The 18,590-nt window shown below is 63.9% G+C and carries 18 protein-coding genes; 9 read left to right on the top strand and 9 right to left on the bottom strand.

Annotated features, from left to right (window positions below; genetic code table 11):
* Positions 1-554, top strand: a 554-nt coding sequence (locus tag ATB1_RS18955; RefSeq protein ID WP_343122554.1) for a putative PEP-binding protein, incomplete at its 5' end; no start/stop codon positions are given.
* Between the two features lie 57 nt (positions 555-611).
* Here ATB1_RS18955 and ATB1_RS18950 read toward each other — a convergent pair.
* From ATB1_RS18950 to ATB1_RS18925, 6 genes are all read right to left on the bottom strand, one after another.
* Positions 612-1,073, bottom strand: a complete 462-nt coding sequence (locus ATB1_RS18950) for a PTS sugar transporter subunit IIA (protein ID WP_042666454.1) — start codon at positions 1,071-1,073, stop codon at positions 612-614.
* A 115-nt stretch (positions 1,074-1,188) separates the two neighbouring features.
* Entirely contained in the window at positions 1,189-2,631 is a 1,443-nt protein-coding gene (locus ATB1_RS18945; RefSeq protein WP_042666453.1) for a PTS galactitol transporter subunit IIC, read from the bottom strand.
* Positions 2,632-2,803: 172 nt separating this feature from the next.
* Positions 2,804-3,100 (bottom strand): PTS sugar transporter subunit IIB, encoded by a 297-nt coding sequence (locus ATB1_RS18940; RefSeq protein ID WP_042666452.1) that lies wholly within the window; start codon positions 3,098-3,100, stop codon positions 2,804-2,806.
* Positions 3,101-3,222: 122 nt separating this feature from the next.
* A complete protein-coding gene (locus ATB1_RS18935; RefSeq protein WP_042666450.1) occupies positions 3,223-3,900 on the bottom strand; it encodes a triose-phosphate isomerase in 678 nt (225 codons plus the stop codon).
* A 28-nt stretch (positions 3,901-3,928) separates the two neighbouring features.
* Positions 3,929-4,705 (bottom strand): class I fructose-bisphosphate aldolase, encoded by a 777-nt coding sequence (locus tag ATB1_RS18930; RefSeq protein ID WP_042666448.1) that lies wholly within the window; start codon positions 4,703-4,705, stop codon positions 3,929-3,931.
* 2 nt (positions 4,706-4,707) lie between these two features.
* A complete protein-coding gene (locus ATB1_RS18925) occupies positions 4,708-5,133 on the bottom strand; it encodes a secondary thiamine-phosphate synthase enzyme YjbQ (RefSeq protein ID WP_004967184.1) in 426 nt (141 codons plus the stop codon).
* 212 nt (positions 5,134-5,345) lie between these two features.
* Here ATB1_RS18925 and ATB1_RS18920 point away from each other — a divergent pair, with 212 nt between their 5' ends.
* The 3 genes from ATB1_RS18920 to ATB1_RS18910 all read left to right on the top strand — a co-directional run bounded on the left by ATB1_RS18920 (position 5,346) and on the right by ATB1_RS18910 (position 9,388).
* Complete coding sequence (locus ATB1_RS18920) at positions 5,346-6,107, top strand: IclR family transcriptional regulator (protein ID WP_042666446.1); 762 nt, start codon at positions 5,346-5,348, stop codon at positions 6,105-6,107.
* Between the two features lie 345 nt (positions 6,108-6,452).
* On the top strand, positions 6,453-7,913 hold the full coding sequence (locus ATB1_RS18915) for an FGGY family carbohydrate kinase (protein WP_042666444.1): 1,461 nt from the start codon (positions 6,453-6,455) through the stop codon (positions 7,911-7,913).
* Between the two features lie 710 nt (positions 7,914-8,623).
* On the top strand, positions 8,624-9,388 hold the full coding sequence (locus ATB1_RS18910) for an IclR family transcriptional regulator (RefSeq protein ID WP_042666443.1): 765 nt from the start codon (positions 8,624-8,626) through the stop codon (positions 9,386-9,388).
* 69 nt (positions 9,389-9,457) lie between these two features.
* Here the strand turns inward: ATB1_RS18910 and pdxA are convergent, their stop codons facing one another.
* Both pdxA and ATB1_RS18900 read right to left on the bottom strand, forming a co-directional pair.
* Positions 9,458-10,465, bottom strand: a complete 1,008-nt coding sequence (gene pdxA, locus ATB1_RS18905; RefSeq protein ID WP_042666441.1) for a 4-hydroxythreonine-4-phosphate dehydrogenase PdxA — start codon at positions 10,463-10,465, stop codon at positions 9,458-9,460.
* Entirely contained in the window at positions 10,465-11,703 is a 1,239-nt protein-coding gene (locus ATB1_RS18900; RefSeq protein WP_042666439.1) for a four-carbon acid sugar kinase family protein, read from the bottom strand. Before ATB1_RS18900 ends, pdxA begins: the two co-directional genes overlap by 1 nt.
* 102 nt (positions 11,704-11,805) lie before the next feature.
* Here ATB1_RS18900 and ATB1_RS18895 point away from each other — a divergent pair, with 102 nt between their 5' ends.
* Positions 11,806-13,224 (top strand): ABC transporter substrate-binding protein, encoded by a 1,419-nt coding sequence (locus ATB1_RS18895; RefSeq protein ID WP_241768371.1) that lies wholly within the window; start codon positions 11,806-11,808, stop codon positions 13,222-13,224.
* Positions 13,225-13,357: 133 nt separating this feature from the next.
* Positions 13,358-14,293, top strand: coding sequence for a dihydrodipicolinate synthase family protein (locus ATB1_RS18890; protein WP_042666437.1), 936 nt, complete (start codon positions 13,358-13,360; stop codon positions 14,291-14,293).
* Positions 14,294-14,534: 241 nt separating this feature from the next.
* On the opposite strand, the gene ATB1_RS18885 is transcribed toward ATB1_RS18890, so the two are convergent.
* Entirely contained in the window at positions 14,535-15,332 is a 798-nt protein-coding gene (locus ATB1_RS18885) for an aldo/keto reductase (RefSeq protein ID WP_052368171.1), read from the bottom strand.
* Between the two features lie 158 nt (positions 15,333-15,490).
* On the opposite strand from ATB1_RS18885, the gene ATB1_RS18880 reads away from it, so the two are divergent.
* The 3 genes from ATB1_RS18880 (at position 15,491) to ATB1_RS18870 (ending at position 18,580) form a co-directional block, all read left to right on the top strand.
* On the top strand, positions 15,491-16,435 hold the full coding sequence (locus tag ATB1_RS18880) for a carbohydrate ABC transporter permease (RefSeq protein ID WP_042666432.1): 945 nt from the start codon (positions 15,491-15,493) through the stop codon (positions 16,433-16,435).
* Positions 16,432-17,352 (top strand): carbohydrate ABC transporter permease, encoded by a 921-nt coding sequence (locus tag ATB1_RS18875; protein WP_004967173.1) that lies wholly within the window; start codon positions 16,432-16,434, stop codon positions 17,350-17,352. Before ATB1_RS18880 ends, ATB1_RS18875 begins: the two co-directional genes overlap by 4 nt.
* Before the next feature lie 124 nt (positions 17,353-17,476).
* Complete coding sequence (locus ATB1_RS18870) at positions 17,477-18,580, top strand: ABC transporter ATP-binding protein (protein WP_042666467.1); 1,104 nt, start codon at positions 17,477-17,479, stop codon at positions 18,578-18,580.
* The last annotated feature ends 10 nt before the right edge of the window (positions 18,581-18,590 follow it).

Here is an 18,590-nt window from a genome sequence, read left to right as displayed (position 1 = left end):
GGCCGGCGCAGCTCGCCGTGATGTTCCCGCTGGTATCAACGGTGACTGAGCTCGACGCGCTCCTCGACGAAGTGAGCGCAATCGCCGCGGACCTCGACGACGCGGGCGTCGACTACGCGGTCCCCGAACTCGGCGCGATGGTCGAGACGCCGGCGTCGGTCTTCCTCGCCCGCGAGTTCGCCGACCGCCTCGACTTCCTCAGTATCGGGACGAACGACCTCACGCAGTACGTGATGGCCGCGGCCCGCGACGACGACCGCGTCGCCTCGTTACACGACCCGCTTCACCCGCCGGTCCTCCGCGCCATCGCGCGGACGGTCGAGGCAGCCCACGAGGGTGACGCCTGGGTCGGCATGTGCGGCGAGATGGCCGGCGACCCGGACCTCACCGAACTGCTCGTCGGACTCGGTCTCGACGAACTGAGCATGAGCGCCGTGACGATTCCCGACGTGAAGGCGGGCGTCCGGGACGTCGACGACGAGTCGGCGGCGGCGCTCTCCGAGGCGGCCCTCAGCGTCGAGACCCGCGAGGACGCGCGAGCACTCATCGACTGAGCGACCGACGACCGGGCGCTCGTCCGGGGAGAACCGGCCGCCCGCAGCGTGTTTTTCTCAGCCGTCGAAATCGACACAGCGCTCGACGACGAGGTCGAGCAGGCCGTCGGCGTCGCGGCGCTTCGTCAGCTCGGCGAACTCCTCGGCCTGAAAGAGTTTGGCGAGGTTCGAGAGGAACGACGAGTAGCCCTCGGTGTCTGTCACCAGGAGCAACACGACGACTTCGGCGTCGACGCGCTCGTCGGGGTTGTCCATGCTTCGGAAGGCGACCGACTCGCCCGCGGGCGGCAGTCCGAGGAGCACGGCCTGTTCGGAGACGTGGTCGGGGTCGGCGTGGGGGATGGCGATGCCGAAGCCCATCGTCGGGATGTCGAGCCCCGTCGGGTAGTCGGCTTCGCGTGCCAAGAGGGCGTCCGCGTAGCTCTCGTCGGCCCAGCCTCGGTCGTAGGCGTACGCGCCGAGTTCCGTGAGGACCGCTTCGTCCGTCTCGCCAGTCAGTTCGAGGCTTTCGGTTCGCATCGATGAGTCGTACGCGGGTCTCCGAGAAAAGTGTTGGTACCGGTTCGCCGACGGTTCGGCGAAGCACGGTGGCTCGTCGCGGTCGGGCCGCGGACGCCAACGGGGAACTGTCCGGTCAGTCGTCGGAGCGATTCTCCGCGCCCGCCGTGTCGACGGTCGAGCCGATTTTGTTGGGAAGGAGGCCGCCGCCCTTGCCGGTGTGTCGGCGTTCGACGGTCTCCCGCGCCTTCTCTTCTGACGCGCCGGCGACCATGTACATCCGCTGGGGCCACGTCCGGAGGGCGACCCAGATACCGAGGACGATGACGAGTCCGACCGCGAGGGCGACCGGCGCCGGGATGAGCGCCAGGATGCCCGTCGCGGGCGACCCCGCGTCAGCGACGGGCGACGTGATGAGCCCGCGGCCACCGAGGTCGAAGCCCGCGCTCCCAGCCGCCTGCGTCAGGAGCGGAGCCACCGCGGAGGAGATGTAGTGCAGCGGAATCAGCAGGATGGTCCCCGTGACGACCATCTTCACGATGTTGCCGTTCATGATGGGAACCATCAGCGCGAAGAAGAACGGGAACGTCGCCAGGTCGATGCCCCACAGCACGTCGTTGCCGGGGAGGATGATCGACATCACGATGGCGATGGGGACGATGAGCAGGCTGGACGCGATGACCGACTCGTGGCCGATGAGGATGGCCGAGTCGAGGCCGATCGCCATGTCGCGGTCTTCGAACCGCGAGGTCATGTAGTCCCGAATCGACTCCGAAAGCGGCGTCAGCCCCTCCATGAGGATACCGACCATCATCGGGAGGATGTGCATCACAGCGGCGAACGAGATGCCGGCGGTGAGGATGGCGTACCAGCTCTCGGCGACGAACAGCGCGTTACTGTAGGCGGCGATACCGATGACGAGCCCGATAGCGAGGCCCACGAAGATGGGTTCGCCGAGGATGCCGAACCGGTCTTGAATCGCGTCGGGGTCCGCTTCGATGTTTCCGAGAGGTGTCTTGTCGACCGCCCAGTGAATCGGAATCGCGGCGACGGCGTACGGCGCCGAGGTCCCGTGCGGGATGGAGATGCCGGGCGTGTCGAACGTCTCTTCGACGGCCGGTTGCGTCCAGTCCGCGGCCACGAGGACGAACAGCCCCAGCGTCAGCCCGACTGCAACCGAGTACAGCCAGTTGTTCGTGCTCATGTAGACCAGCCCGCCGATGAAGGCGAAGTGCCAGTAGTTCCAGATGTCCACGTTGAGCGTGTAGGTGAAGCCGATCGCGAAGAGGACGAGGTTCATCGCCACGAACAGCGGAATCATCCAGACGCCGAGTTCCGCGATACCGAATGCGATGGCGGCGGCGGCGGGCCAGCCGACGTCGACCGCCGGCAGCGTGATACCGGTCACCTCGACCATCTGTTGGGCCAGCGGACTGATGTTCTCGCTGAACAGCCCGATGACGAGATTGATGCCGATGAAGCCGATGCCGATGAGGATGGACGAGCGCGCCGCCTTCAACACGTCCACCCGGAACGCGAGCGCGATGAGGAAGATGATTATCGGAAGGAGGACGCTCACGCCCAACGATTGGATTACGCTGTTGATCGAATTCAACAGGGAACTCACACCACTCTGTAAGAGTACTTCTGGTACTGCCATGCTATTAACTCACAACCCTGTCTCAGGATGAGAGTGAGCCCACATAAACATTGCTATCGTTCGTGAAAAATCCGCGTCGCCGACGTGTCAATCAGTCTTCGAGCGCCGCGGCGATGTCGTCGAGGACTTCGTCTTGACCGATACCGGTCATGAACGCCGTCGTGTGGATGACCGGGATGTCGAACTTGTCTTGGTTGAGTTGCGTCGTGGTGACGATGAGGTCGAAGTTCCCCGACGAGACCTTGCCGGGAGCTTCCGTCGCCTTCGCCTTGGCGATGGTGCCGATGTCGAGGCCCCGCGCTGGGAGCTTCTCTTTCAGCGCTTCCTTGACGACCGTCGACGTCGCGACCGATGTGCCACACACTACGAGGATGTTTTTGGTTGTCATTGACGTGTATTGCACATCATCGATGACCACTAAAAAGATTGCGCCGGTCCGACGCGTCGCAGTCACCGAATGGGGCGGGACGGCGCGGCGCGAGACGGCGCGGCCCGCTGTCGGCGACCGTCTCAGGGGAAACTCGCGGCGATGTCGCGGAGGAGCGACTCCGGGTCCGACGCGAGCGACACGGCCGACGCGGCACCGGTCGCGTGACCGCCCTGTTCGAACGCGAGGCGGACGTCCTCGGCAGTCGAGATACCGCCGCCGACGAGGACACGAGTGCGCGGGTTCTCCGCCTCGACCATCGACATGAAGTCGCGAACGCGGTCGGGGTGGGTCTGCGTGATCGCGCGGTCCGACGAGATATCCTCGGGCATCTCGTATATCATCGAGTCGGGGTCGAACTCAGCGACTGCGCGACCCATCTCGATGCTGTCGACGCAGACGACCGAGTCGAGGCCGAGGTCGTGGCAGCGCTCGATTTTCCACACGAGGTCGGACAGCGTGTCGCGGTTCTCCGCGTGATTGATGACGACACCGTCGGCCCCCGCGTCCGCGATGGTCTCCGGGAGGATTTTCCCCATCCCGCGACCGGGCTCGACGGCGTCCATCGCGGGCGCGGTGACGGCGAGGTCGGTGTGTTCGGTTATCAGCCGGATGTCCGGCAGTTGCGGCGTCAACACGAAGCGCGCGTCGGTCTCCGCCTCTATCGTTTCGAGCATCCGCGCGAACGCGAGCGCGTCCTCGCCGCTCGTGTCCGGATACACCTTGAAGTTGACCTGAAAGTGGGGGTACGGGAGATTCATGGGTGGGTTCGGGGGCTCCCTCGGGGAGTCATAACAGCGTCTCCGCCTCCTCGATGGTCGCGCCCTCGTGGACGATGGCCGAGAGCGCGTCGATGATGGCCGCGGGGTCGTCCCGCTGCCAGACGTTGCGGCCGAACATCACGCCCTGCGAGCCGGCTTCGACGGCACCGTGAACCATCTCCAGTACCTCTCGGTCCGTCTCGACGGCGGGACCCCCGGCGATGTACGTCGGCACCGGCGCGTTGTGCACGATGCGCTCGAAGCCCGTCGGCGGGTACGGCGTCTTCAGGATGTCCGCGCCGAGTTCGAAGCCCAGGCGGTTGGCGTTGACGAGGTAGTCGGTGTCGAACTCGTCGTCGGCGCGCTGGCCCCAGAGGGTCGGCTCGACGATGAGCGGAATCCCCGCGTCGTCGCAGTCTTCGGCCGCGGCGGCGACGAACTCGGCGTTCTCCTTCAGCACGTCGGGGCTCTCCCGTCCGAAGACGAGCGCGACCTTCGCGGCGTCGGCCACGTCGGCGCAGTCCTCGACGCTGAACACCTGGGAGTGGATTTCTGCGTTCTCGATGTCGCCCGGCATCGTCGAGTCGTACAGGAGGTCGAGCGTGCCGATGGTGTGGACGTCGGCGGCGTCGATTCGGTCCTCGAAGCGCTTCAGGAACGGCACGCTCGCCAAGATGCCGTCGGGGCCGGCGTCCAACACCGTATCGAGGAGCGCCGCGGGGTCCTCGAACCCTTCGAGGGAGCCCCAATGGAGTCCGTGGTCGATAGCGACAGTCACCGATCGTCCGAGTGGTTGGTCCGTCATGGCTATTGGAGAATCGTCGTGGTAATCGTTCGCTCGCGCGGGCCGCACAGTTCGAAGAACATGACCTCCTCCCAGGTCCCGAGGTCGAGCTCCCCGTCGCGGAGGACGAGAAGAACCGGCCGCTTGATCATCGCGGAGATGAGGTGCGCGTGGGCGTTCGGCTGCTCGCCCGCGGTGATGTGGTCGAGGTCGTGGTAGTAGCCCTCGTCCGGGGGGGCTATCTCCTTGAACTTGTCAATCATGTCGTCGAGGAGCTTCTCTTCGTACTCGTTGGTCGAGAGCGCCGCAGACGTGTGCGGCGTCGACACGTACACGAGTCCATCGGTCACGCCGAGGTCCTCGATGGTCGCTTCCACCTCGGGAGTGACGCTCAGAATCTCGAACCTGCTGTGGCTCTCGATGGAGAAGCTCTCTGTCTGTATCTCCATACTCCGTAGCTCAGAGAGTGAGCGTAAATAGTTTTTGCCGCCCTGTCCCCGAATACGCCACAGCGACCCTATTTCCCCCGATTTCCAGCGCTGACAGTTTTACGCCCGCCGTTCGAACGGTGTCGCCGGTCCGTCCCGCCGTCGCTCCGAGCTGAACAATCGTTCTACTGAATAGAACAAACTATTTAGGACCGTCTCGACGACACACAGTCATGACAGAGAACGCGCCCCACCGGGTCGAAACGAGTCGGAAGACGATTCAGATTCTCGACGCGCTTCGAGAACACGGGTCGAGCAGCGTGACGTTCATCGCCCGAGAACTTGAGATGAACAAGAGCACGGTCCACAACCACCTCAGCACGCTCGAAGCCGAGAAGTTCGTCGTCCGCAACGGGACCGATTACGAACTCAGCCTCCGCCTGCTCGGGTTCGGGGGGTACGTACAGCACCGCCACCCGCTGTATCAGGTGGCGAAGCGCGAGGTCCACCGATTGGCGTCCCAGACCGGCGAGCTGGCGAACCTGATGGTCGAGGAGTACGGACAGGGCGTCTACCTCGCCTCCGAACAGGGCGAGCAGGCGGTCGATTTGGACATCTACCCCGGTCTCAGACGGCCGCTACACGCCATCGGCCTCGGAAAGGCGATACTGGCGCACCTCCCGTCCGAGCGCGTCGACGAAATCGTCGAGGAACACGGCCTTCCCGCGGAGACCGACCAGACCATCACCGACAGAGCGGAACTCGACGCGCAGTTGGCGACGGTCCGTGACCGCGGCTACGCCGTCGACAACGAGGAACTCATCCGAGGACTCCGGTGCGTCGGTGCGCCCATCATCGCGAAAGACGGGACCGTGCTGGGTGCAATCAGCGTCTCACAACCCGTCAGCCGCACGAACAGCGAACACTTCACCGACGAGGTTCCCGATATCGTTCAGAGCGCCGCGAACGTCATCGAACTTCACGCGAACCACTGAGGATTACGGACCTACATCTGTAATCTACATCTCGGCGACCGCTGCCCGTCTGCGGGGCTTCGTCCACACAGTTCATCTGAAGTGAACGAACGTTCCCAAATATAGAATACTGTGGTGGCCGCCGGAGATTGGCGTTTGTCCGCTGACTGCACCGAACGTCGTCAATTATCGTGAAATAGCGGCGTCTTCGCTTCGTCTGTCAATCGAACGCGATTCCAGGCCCACCGTGTGATAATCGTTACCAATCGAACGTCGTTGCGGCCGACCGGCCGGACTGCGCCCTCGCGCGCTCGTTGGGGTGCCATCCTCGGAAGGATTTAATTGCATCCTGTGTGACGGCGTGGTATGGAGAGCCCGCAACTGGTCGGCGTTCATCTCGGTACCGCGAGCGTGCATGTCGATGTGTACAGCACCGACGGCGAACGACTCGCCGGCGGCGAGGCACCCGTGGCCGAGCAGACGACGCTCGCGTGGGAGCGAGCGCTCCACGAAGCGGCGCCGGCGCTCCCGCAGACCGGCATCGGCTCGGTCGCGAGTACGTCGGGGACCGCCGTGCTCGTCGATAAGTACGGCGAGCCGGTGTTTCCCCCGCAGATGTACTTCGATTCCGCGCCCGAACAGGCGTCGAAGCTCCAGGACCTCGACCTCTCCGACCTCTCGATTAACCAGAACATCGCGTTTTCTCCGACCAGTCCGCTTCCGAAGATTCTGAAGCTGCGGGCGGAGTATCCCGACAAGTTCCAGACGGTCGAGTGGATTCTCAGCCCGACGACGTGGCTGTTGTACCGGCTCCGGTTCGACGCGTCGACGCCGTGGCGCGATATCGAGACCGACTGGACGAACGCGTTGAAGTTCGGCGCCGACGTGACGACGCCCCTCCCCACGTGGTTCGAGTCGCTGTTCGAGACGCTCGACCTGCCTCGGTCGCTCTTTCCGGCGATTCGACCGCCGGGGTCGTTCATCGGCGTCGCCGACGGCCAGTTGGCCGAGCGGACCGGCTTCGACGGCATCAAACTCTTTCAAGGACTCACCGACGGCAACGCCTCGGTGCTGGCGAACGGCGGCGTCAAACCGGGGGACTTCAGCATCACCTTCGGCGCGTCGAGCGTCGTCAAGTACGTCTCGGAGTCCGTCTCGCCCCACCCGGCGCTGTACTACCACCGTCACCCTATCGACGGCTACCTGCCCGGCGCGTCGTTCGACACTGGCAACCTCCTTCGGTGGTTCTTCGACCGCATCCTCAACTGTACGCCGGAGCGCGGGCTCGAACTCGCCCGGCAAGTCCCGAGCGGTCACGGCTACGAGATGTTCCTCAAGGGCAACCGAAGCCCGTTTTTCGACGCCGACGTCGCGGGGTCGCTCCTCGGACTCAACTACGACAACTCCCTGTCGACCGAGGAGGTCCACGGTCGGCTGGCGCGCGGGCTCATCACCGGCATCATCCTGACCGAGTGGACCTACATCTCGCTGGTCGAAGAGCACTTCGAAACCGACATCGACCGCGTGCTCGTCATCAACGACGGGACGCCGACGCTCGACGGCAACTACGACTGGTGGAACACGCTCCGGGCGTCGATATGGGACCGCCCGGTCGTCGAGATGGAGCCGCGGACGACTGCCGGCGCGGTCATGGCTCCCGCGCTCATCACGTCGATTTACAGCGACGTCGAGACGGCGGCGGAAAACCTCCTCCGGGAGCGCGACGTTATCGAACCGGACCCGTCGGTCGGCGCGGACTTCGATACCCAGAAAGAGACGTACTTCGACCGCTGGCGGGACATCGCGGAGTTCTATCAACGGGAGTGACCCCGACCGCGACGGCGTAGCCCGCCGACTGGACGACAACCGGCCGCGTCGGTGGCACGGACGCGGGAACCGTAGACGACCACGTCGCACGCGTGCCGATGCGATCGAGCGCGTTCTGCGTTTCGTGACCTGACTCCCGGAGTGTTACAAGCGTATATCTGTAATCTATGCTGTCCATCGCGCATCCGAGCGAAGCACGTGACCGGCCGGTCCGAAACGGTTTCCAACCCACATGGAAAGTGATGCACACCGACCCCGACCAGCGGCGACCATTCCAACCGGCGTTGCGGTTCCGCTGGTCGCCCGCTCGCCGCCGAGCCACTCCAACGACGCTCAAAACGTGCGCTCGCGCGGTTATCGCGGACCAAGTCCCCGCGCAGTGCACCCGACACGTCTAGTGCTTTCACCCGGAGTGGAAACGCAAGCATCGACCCAAACCGCTCGTAATCGTGGCATTACAACGCAGAGGACGCCGGAGATGTCCACTTGTCGCACACAGAGGCGGACGTTCAGAAAGCGGTTCCCCGCGTGCAACGGTTCCGTTTCGAGGCGGAGACGCAGAGCCCTCCGCCGAACGGTGGCCGGCGAGACAGCCGACAACCCGTCCCAGGGTCACGTTCTCGACCAGCGTTCGATTCAGCAGTCGCGACCGTGCTAACCCACGCCCCAAACCCAAATATTTAATCAGGGTGGAAATAGTGTGTTATCGTATGGCAACCAACGAACCACGAACGCTTGAGGCGGTTGAGCGGACCCTCGAACTCGTCGAGGCGCTGGTGGAGGAGGACTCGCTGGGGGTAACGGAACTGTCGGAGCGAACCGGACTTCCGACGAGCACCGTCTACGTCCACCTACAGACGCTCCGAGAGAACGATTACGTCGTCAAGGAGGGCAGCAAGTACCGACTCTCGCTTCAGTTCCTCCACTACGGGGGCAAGATCAGAGAGCGGCTTCCGGTCTACCGACACGGGCGAAAGGTCGTCCACGACCTGGCGAAAGAGACCGGCGAACTGGTCAATCTCGCAATCGAGGAGAACGGTCGCGGCGTCGTGATATTCATGGCGCGCGGCGACAACGCCGCCGTCGACCTCGCGCCCGTGGGGAAGCACTCGTACCTCCATCGACCGGCCTTCGGGCGGGCCATCCTCTCGTGTTTCTCGGACGACGAGGTGAACGACATCGTCGACAAGTGGGGGCTTCGAGCGGTCACCGAAAACACCGTCCGCACGCGCGAGGCGCTCTTCGAGGAACTCGACGCCACGCGGGAACGCGGGTACGCTATCGAGCGAGACGAAGGCGACGTCGGCATCAGCTGCGTCGGCGCGCCGATTCAGGACATCGAGGGCAACCCCGTCGGCGCGATCAGCGTGACCGTCCCGTCGAACAAGCTCCGGGACGACCGCGTCGAAGAGGAACTCTCACACAAGATCCTCAACGGGACCAACATCATCGAACTCAAGATAGAACACGCGTAACCGACGACACGATGTTTCCACGTCAGTTGGAAACGCCACCGAAACCACTTGACGGGTTCTCCGCGTTCGTCACGCTCGCTCGACGGCGACGCGGGCGGCGGTCCGAATCGCGTCGACCATGCTCGACTCGGATGCGATGCCCTGCCCCGCGATGTCGAACGCCGTGCCGTGGTCGACGCTCGTCCTGATAATCGGCAGTCCGACCGTCATGTTGACGCCGCTGACGGTGTCGGTACTGTCGAAGCCGAGCATCTTGATGGGGATGTGTCCCTGGTCGTGGTACATCGAGACGACGCAGTCGTAGTCGCCGGCGGCCGCCTTGACGTAGACGGTGTCCGGCGGAATGGGGCCTTCGGCGTCGATGCCCGCCTCGCAAGCCTGTTCGACCGCCGGTTCGATGGCGTCGTCGTCCTCCGTGCCGAGGAGTCCGCCCTCTCCGGCGTGGGGATTCAAGCCGGCGACGGCTATCGTCGGGTCGTCGATTCCCAGGTCGTGCAACCCCTGAGCGGTGACCGTGATGGTGTCGAGGACGTTCTCCGTCGTCACGAGGTCGCAGGCCTCGCGGAGCGGGACGTGCGTGCTCACGTGCGTGACGCGCAGTCCCCCCTCGATGAGCATCATCGAGTAGTTGTCCGTCTCGGTGTACGCCGCGAGCATTCCGGTGTGGCCCGCGAATTCGCTTCCGGCCCGTGCCGTCGCCTGCTTGTGAATCGGGGCCGTCGCGATGGCGTCGATGTCGCCTTCGATGGCGAGTTCGATGGCGCGTTCGATGTACTCCAGCGAGGCTCGTCCGTACGCTTCGTCGATTTCGCCGTGGGCGAGCGACGCGACGTTGTCGAGGTCGAGGACGGACAGCGTCGACGGGTCGGCTCGAACGTCAGCGACGGTGTCGACCGCCTCGACGGTCAGGTCGCTCCCGCACTGCGCTACCGCGTGCCGGACCACGTCCGCGTCACCGATGACGACGAGGTCCGCGTCGTCGGTCACCTGCGGTGCTGCTTTGACGATTATCTCGCTTCCGATACCACCGGGGTCTCCCATCGTCACGCCGACGAGGGGTCTCTCTCTTGCCGTCATCACCGCGTACCGATGAAGTCGAGGCAATTAACTATTGTCGTCGGGTCACCGAACGACCCCGCCTTGGTCACAAGCAACGTCTCGTCCGCCGGTCCGCCGCGAACTCTGGTGAGCGGAACCCCCTCCGCGAGTTCGATTCCCGTCAGGTCGAGCGACGTCACGTCGAGTTCGTCGAGCACCGCGATGGTCGTCGAGCCGCCGGTCGTGAACAGGCCGGTCAGCGGCCGCGACTCGTGGACTGTTCGGACGGTCGCGCGCAACGCCGCCGCGATTCGGTCTTTGACGGCGGCTTCGTCGAGTCCGAGCGCGTCCGCGGTCCGATTCACCGCATCGACGGCCCCGGGAGACGCGGCCGACGCGACGACAGCGAAGCCGTGGACGCGCTGTGCGTCGAGAAGCGGCCCGAGCGCAGAGGCCGCGGCTTCTTCGGGGCGTTCGAGCATCGCCTCGGGGTCCAGCGCCACGAGCGCGTCGTCCGGGACCGCGGCGAGTTGCTCGAACGACGTCTCGCTGACGCTCCCAGCGACGCCGAGTACCGCACCCTCGCCCCCGCCCGAGGGTGAGAGCGATAGCGCCCCCGCGAGTCCGCCGCTCCCCGCGTAGGCCACGCCGGCGGTGAGTTGGTCGGCCCCCTCGGCGAGCGACCGAAGGTGCGTCTGAGATGTCGCGTCGGCGACGACGACGGTCGGCTCGTCGTGGCGTCCGTGTATCTCGGTGAGTCGCGACCGGACGGCCTGCCGTCCCGCGTCTACGATGTCCGTGTGCACCGTTTCGACGGGATACGGAACCGACGAGAGCAACGCTACGACGGATGACGTCGAGGGGAGGTTCTCCGAGTCGGTGAGCGTCCGGAGGACCGGTTTACCGTCGACCAGTTGGACGCCGCCTTCCGTCGTCCGTCCGTTCGCGGGGAACGCCGGCGCGAGCAACAGCAGGTCCGGTGTCGCGGCGTCGAGGAGCGCCGTCAGTTCGTCAGCGACGTTCCCCCGGAGCGTCGAGTCGAGTTTCTTGTACAGGACGGGCGCGTCGTGCGCTGTCACGGCGGTTCGAACCGAGTCGTACGCCTCCGTCGGCGGCGCTTCCCGCGTCTCCGTGTCGACGACGAGAACGTCACAGTCCGCCGGTGTGCTCGGGTCGAACACGACGTTCGTCCGATACCCCCGACTGGCGAACTGACTTCCGGTGTCGTTCGCTCCGGTGATGTCGTCTGCGATGACGACGGCATTCAAATCGGCCATACCGTCCGGTTCCGCCCCGCCCCCATGAATGTTCGGCCGTTCTGTGCCACATGTCAACAATAGTTAGAAATGTATTTACATTACAATCATGAAGCAGATTCCATGGCATCGAACGAATGCCGAGACAGCGAGAGGAGTGTCACCCGACGCAGGAACGTCCTGAGAGCCGTCGGCGGCTCAGCGGTCGCCGGGCTAGCGGGGTGTATCGGCGGCGGCGGCGGCGGTGGCGGCTCAGGGTCGACGTCGACAGAAGGAAGCACGACCGGTTCGGTACAGGAAAACGGTTGGCCGGACTACAGCGGGCGCGAGATGCGCGTCGTCACCGACGAGTGTTCGGACGTGTTCAAGCGCGTCTGGGAGGACGCGTTCGCCGAGTTCGAAAACAAGACGGGCGCGTCCGTCACCCTCGAATGCGGCGCAGAGGGCCAGAGCATCCAAGAGCGTATCATTCAGCTCATTCAGTCCGGCAACCCGCCGGAGCTGTTCCCGACGTCGGTGACGCAGTCGACGCAACTCCAGAACCAGGGGACGCTCGCGCCGATGACCGACTTGGTCGAGACGGTCACGGACCGACTGGGTATGCCCCACGAGCGGTCGTTCCTCGAACGCGACGGCGAGCACTACACGATTCCCTTCTTCGCGATTCCGTACCTGCAGTGGTACCGAGAGGACGTCGCCGAGTCGACGCCGGACTCCTGGGAGAACATGCTCGGCTGGATGGAGGAAGCCAGCAACTCTGACGAGGTGACCGACGCGACGCTGCTCCCGTGGTCGACGCACTACTGTAGCGAACTCGTCGCTCAGTGCTTCCTCCGGAGTAACGGCGCGAACATGGCGACCCGGAACGACGACGGCGAGGTCGTGGTCTCTATCGACCAGGGAGAGAACCGCGAGCGCTGGATCGAGATGCTCGAATTCCGCAAACAGCTCCAGCCGTACACGGGACCCGGCTCGGACATCGGCTGCGAGGAGCGAATCAACGCGCTTCACACCGAGTCGTCGGCGCACACGACGTACGGCGGTGCGCGGCCGAAGATTCAGTCGATCGAACGCGACCGCGACTTCCACCAACACATCCGCGCCGAGCCGATTCCGGGCCCCGACGGCCCCGGGGAGTTCTTCGGCGTCATCAAGTCCATCTGCTCGTTCCAGGGGTCGAACACGGACATGGCGAAGACGTTCCTCGACCAGTTCATCTTCCAGCCGGAGTACTACGAGCGCTACATCAACATTCAGAACGCGCCGCTGTACCCGAAACAGAAAGAGGAGATCGACATGCGCGAGAAGCTTCCGGACTCCTACACCGACGCTGACATCGAGGCGTGGAAGTCGGTGACCGACGCGATTCCGCCGGCGCACGAGACCAGCCCACCGAACCCCTACGTCGATTCCATCTTCACGACGCGACCGGGGTCGACCGCCATCTCGCTCGTGATCAGCGAGGACATGGACCCAGGAGAGGCGGTCGACCAAGTCGCCGAGAGCGCCCGCGAGTCGCTGAAACAGGCGAAAGGGCCGTAACGACGCGTGAATCTCATCACAGACGCCGACGCCGGGGTCCGTCGTCTCGACGTGCCGAAGGCCCCGTAACCACGACAGCGGACCAGGTTACATTCCGAACGACACACCGATTCAAACACGATTCCAACAACAGATGACCAACGAACTTCACGGCGTAAATCCCCCGCTTATCACCCCGCTCGACGCTGACGGCCAACTGAAAGACGACGCGTTCAGAGACGAGATTCGCTACCATCTCGACGCCGGCGTTTCCGGCGTCGTCGTCGGCGGAAGCACCGGCGAAGGAATGCGGATGAGCAACGACCAGCTCCAGCACCTCTACGAGGTCGCGGTCGACGAAGTCGACGGCGCGGTTCCCGTGGTCGCGGGGGTCATCGCGCGGCAGACGCACGAGGCCACCACGAAAGCGGGACTCGCCCGCGATGCTGGCGCCGACTTCCTCATGGTGATGCCACCGACGGGGTACGCCGGCTCGCATATGGCTGACAACGACTCGATTCGCGACTACTATCGCGCGATTGCGGACGTCTCCGAGCTTCCGATCGTCATTTACGACGTCATGTCGTTGCTCGACCTCGACGCGGAACTCGTCGGCGACCTCGTCCGGGACATCCCGGAAGTCGCCGGCATCAAGGTCAGCAGCACGCTCGGCAACTTGACGCACTACCTCCGAGCCATCGGCGACGACGGCTTCGTGCTCGGCGGGATGAGCATCGCGCAGTTCCCGACGTACACGCTGGGCGTCAACGGCGGTATCGTGGGTATCAGCAGCGTCTGCCCGCGCGTCTCCGTCCAAATCTGGGAAGCCACGCAGCGCGGCGACTACGACCGCGCCCGCGAGCTTCACCTCTCTATCGTGCCGCTCATCCGCGCCGCGATGGAGGACTACGAGTCGAACTTCCCCGCCGGCGAAAAAGCCGCCATCGACGTCCTCGGGCGCGACGCGGGCCATCTCTTCCCCCCGTTCGACGAGGTGGCGAACAGCGACGAGAAACGCGCGGCGATCGAGCAGGCCGTCGCACACATGCACGAACGAGGAACCAGAGAAATGGTCCCCGCCGACGATTAGGGCAGTCGTCCCCCGTCACGGACCAGTCTGCCATCCAACCGCGACGCAGACGCCGGTGCCGTCCTGCCTGCGACGACCCGGCGTACGGTCAGCGTCCCCTGCCGGCTTCCCTTCTGTATCACTCACGTACCGTTTCCGACGCGTGTCCGGTTCGGACCCCGACGCGCTCGTCACCTCGTGTGTCACGTCACTGCCGGTGACTCTCCCAGACGGTTCGTAAAATCCCGCTCTCGGGTCGGCGTTACCAGTCGACCCAGTCTCGGTCGGCGATTCGTAGCTCGCGGTCGATATCGTCGATGCGAGCGAGTTCCTCCGACGCGAGTTCGATGTCCGCGGCGTCGAGGTTTCCTCGGATGTGGTCTTCGCTCGACGCCTTCGGGATGGGGTGGACCCCGTCTTTCGAGAGCAGCCACGCGATGGCGACCTGCGCCTCGCTGAGGCCGTTTTCGCGGGCGATATCGGTTATCTCCGGAATCTCGAAGACCTTGCCGCGGGCGAGCGGCGAGTAGGCGACGACGTCGATATCGTGACCGCGACAGTACTCGATGAGATCCGGTTGCGGGAGCAGCGGATGCAGTTCGACCTGATTGACGGCGATTGGGGCGTCGCAGGCGGCCCGCGCCTCGTCGAGCAGGTCGGTGGTGAAGTTACTCACGCCGACGTTCCGAATCAGGCCCTCGTCTCGGAGTTCGGAAAACGCGCCGAGCGTGTCGGCGGGGTCGTAGTCCTTCGCCGGCCAGTGCACGTAGAGGACGTCGACGTAGTCCACGCCGAGGCGGTCGAGGCTCTCGGAGACCGCTTCGGGGACGCGGTCGGACGCGAGGTCGCCCGGCCAGAGCTTCGTCCCCAGCGTTATCTCCTCGCGGTCGACGTCCGCTCGTTCGATTCCGTCGCCGACGTAGGCCTCGTTTTCGTACAGTTGCGCCGTGTCGATGTGGCGGTAGCCCATCTCCAGCGCCGTTCGGACGCTCTCCGCACAGGCGTCCGGGTCGGTGTTCTGCCACGTTCCGAAGCCGACTCTCGGCTCTCCAAATACCATGGTCGTCAGTACGTTCTCGCATACTCCTACAATAATCTATGGGGGAGGATACGCCTTCGAGGGTCGCGCTCCGCCCGCTTTCATCCCGTTCACCCGCTCCGACGACTGCGGTGATGGGAAGATTTTTACCGTTGGTTCATGAAGAATTGGCACGTTCCATGAGTACAATCAACAAGCATGGCTCTCGGGCTCGGGAACTACGAGACGAGGTGTTCGAGTTCCTCTCGAAAAAGAAGGTACTGGCCGCGCTGACGATTCTCCCGCCGATGTTGCTCTTCACGTTCGTGAATCTCGTTCCGATTGTCGGCGTCATCGGCGCGAGTTTCTTCAGCATCAACGCCTTCTCGAACGAGTGGCAGTGGATCGGCGTCGCCAACTTCGAGACGCTCTTGTCGAGCGATTCGTTTTACGATGCGCTCAGCCGGTCGGTCGTCTACGCGGGCGGCTCGGTCGTCATTCAGGTGGTCTTCGGCACCACCCTCGCGTTGCTACTCAACCGGTCGTTCAAGTTCGTCAACATCGCGCGGACGTTCGCGATTCTCCCGTATCTCATCCCGAACGCGGTCATCGGCTTCATGGCGCTCTGGATGCTCAACTCGCAGTGGGGAATCGTCAACCAACTCGCCGTCCAGATCGGCCTCATCCAAGGCTACGTGTCGTTCTTCGGAAGCCAGGAGTCGGCGATGCTCGCGGCGATTCTCACGAGTAGTTGGAAGGACTCCATCTTCGTCACGGTGATGGTGCTCGCTCGACTGCAGGCCATCCCGGAGAGCTTCTACGAAGCCGCGAAGATGTCCGGCGCGACGGCGTACCAGCGCTTCCGTGACATCACCTTACCGAACCTGAAGGGCGTGTTCTTCATCGTGCTGCTGCTGCGTGCGGTGTGGATGTTCAACACCTTCGACTACATCTGGGTCCTCACGCAGGGCGGCCCCCGCGGGGCGACGACGACCGCACCCATCTACGCGTACAACGTCGCCTTCGGGACGAGTCGGCTCGGTATCGCGGCGGCCGTCTCGACCGTGTTGTTCATCGTGTTGTTGGTCGCGGCGGTGTTGTACTTCCGCATCTTCGAACCGTCCGCGGAGGTGCGTGCAGAATGAGCATCCGAAACGACATCGGGCAGAAGTGGTCGAGCGTCAAGCAGCGGACCGTCGACAAGCCGTGGAACCCGCTGACGCACCTCTCGCACCAGGGTCGGTCGAGAGGGTGGAACCTGCTTTTGAACGCCCTGTTGGTGCTGCTGCTGTTCGTCGTCATCTTCCCCATCTTCTGGATGGTCAGCACGGCGCTGCGGCCGACCGACATGATCTACAACGTTCCGCAGACGCTGTTGCCGCAGGCCTTCTCGGTCGAGAACTTCGTCAACACCTTCGAGGGGACGAACTTCCCGACGTACTTCACGAACAGCATGATTCTCTCGGTCGGCGTCGTCGGCGTCACGACGTCGATGTCGACGCTCGCGGGCTACGGACTCACGCGCATCGACATCCCGCACAAGAAGACGTTCGCGAGAATCATCCTCTTTGGGTACATGTTCCCGCAGATCCTGCTCGCGATTCCGATGTTCATCTTCTGGAGTCGCATCGGCCTCATCAACAGCCACCTCGGTCTCATCCTCGCGGTCACGGCGACGGCGCTTCCGTTCGGCATCTGGCTGATGTGGAAGTTCTTCCAGAACGTCCCCATCTCGTTGGAGGAGTCCGCCCAGATGGCGGGCGCGTCGCCGTTCCGCGCGTTCTACGAAATCGCACTTCCGATGGCGAAACCCGGCGTCATCGCGGTCGCCATCTTCTCGTACGCGACGGCGTGGGGCGCGTACACGATTCCCCGCATCATCATGCCGACGAGCGAGAACTGGCCGCTGACCGTCGGTATCCACATGTTCACGATTCAGAAACAGACGCTCTGGGGAGAGGTGATGGCCGCGAGCGTGATGATGGTGATTCCGGCGTTCATCTTCGTCTTCGCGCTCCAGAAGTACCTGCTCGAAGGCTTCGAAGTCGGCGGGCAGATGTGACGCTCGGCCGACCCCCCTCACCGACGTAACCTCGATCTCTTCTCCTCTCGTTTCGAGGCCGAGAATCTGCAGCCACCGAAACGTATAATGGTAACGTCTCTCAATCTGTATGTGGTTGTCAATCATGACTATTGAGGTCAGCTCCCTGCGGAAAGAGTTCAGTTCGCCGTCCGGCACGATAACGGCCGTCGATGGCATCGACTTCAGCATCGACGAGGGTGATTTCTTCACGTTCGTCGGTCCCTCCGGGTGTGGGAAGACGACGACGCTCCGCTGTATCGCGGGGCTCGAAACGCCGACGAGCGGGAGCATCCGATTCGATGGCGAGGACATGACGGGGAAACCGGCTCACAAGCGGAACTTAGCGATGATGTTCCAGAACATCGCTCTCTACCCGCACATGAAGGTGAAAGAGAACATCTCCTACCCGCTGAAAGTCCGGAACGTTCCGAAGCAAGAGCGATACGAGAACGCCGAGGAAGCCGCGGACATCATGCAGATTCGCGAGTTGCTGGAGAAGTACCCCGGCGAACTCAGCGGTGGCCAGCAACAGCGAGCGGCCTTAGCGCGAACCATCGTCCACGAACCGGAAGCGTTCCTGATGGACGAGCCGCTGAGCGACCTCGACGCGAAGCTCAAAGTCGAGATTCGCAAGGAGATTCAGCGCGTCCACGACCGCGTGAAGAAGCCGACGATCTACGTGACCCACGACCAGGAGGAGGCGATGACGATGAGCGACCGTATCGCGGTGTTCAACGACGGCGGCATCGAGCAGATCGGGACGCCGGACGAACTCTACCAGCGGCCGACGAACCGGTTCGTGGCGAACTTCATCGGCAACCCGTCGATGAACTTCTTCGACGGCACCGTCGACCGCGCGAGCGGCGAGACGGTCGTCGTGTCGGTCGACGGCCGAGAGGTCGAGCTTCAGGTGGTCGATTCCACGGCGGTCGGCGTCGGCGACGAAGTCACGATTGGCGTCCGGCCCGAAGACGTCAGACTCGACCGGAACGGCGGTGATCTCGAAGGCGAAGTCACCCTCATCGAGCGGATCGGAAAGCAGATGCTGGCGACCATCGAGGGCCCGCAGGGCGAAGTCAGGGTGACGCTCCCGGCCGACAACTCCTACGAAAAAGGCGAGGTGATCCGCCTCGCCATCGAGGCTCGGGCGACGCATCTCTTCGATTCCGGCTCCGACGATGTCGTGACTCGCGGTCCGGACGTGTGACGGGGTGACC

The sequence above is a fragment of the Haloferax sp. ATB1 genome (assembly GCF_000730175.1).
Note: the sequence above shows the minus strand (reverse complement) of the source record. Positions and strands in the feature narration are given on the sequence as shown.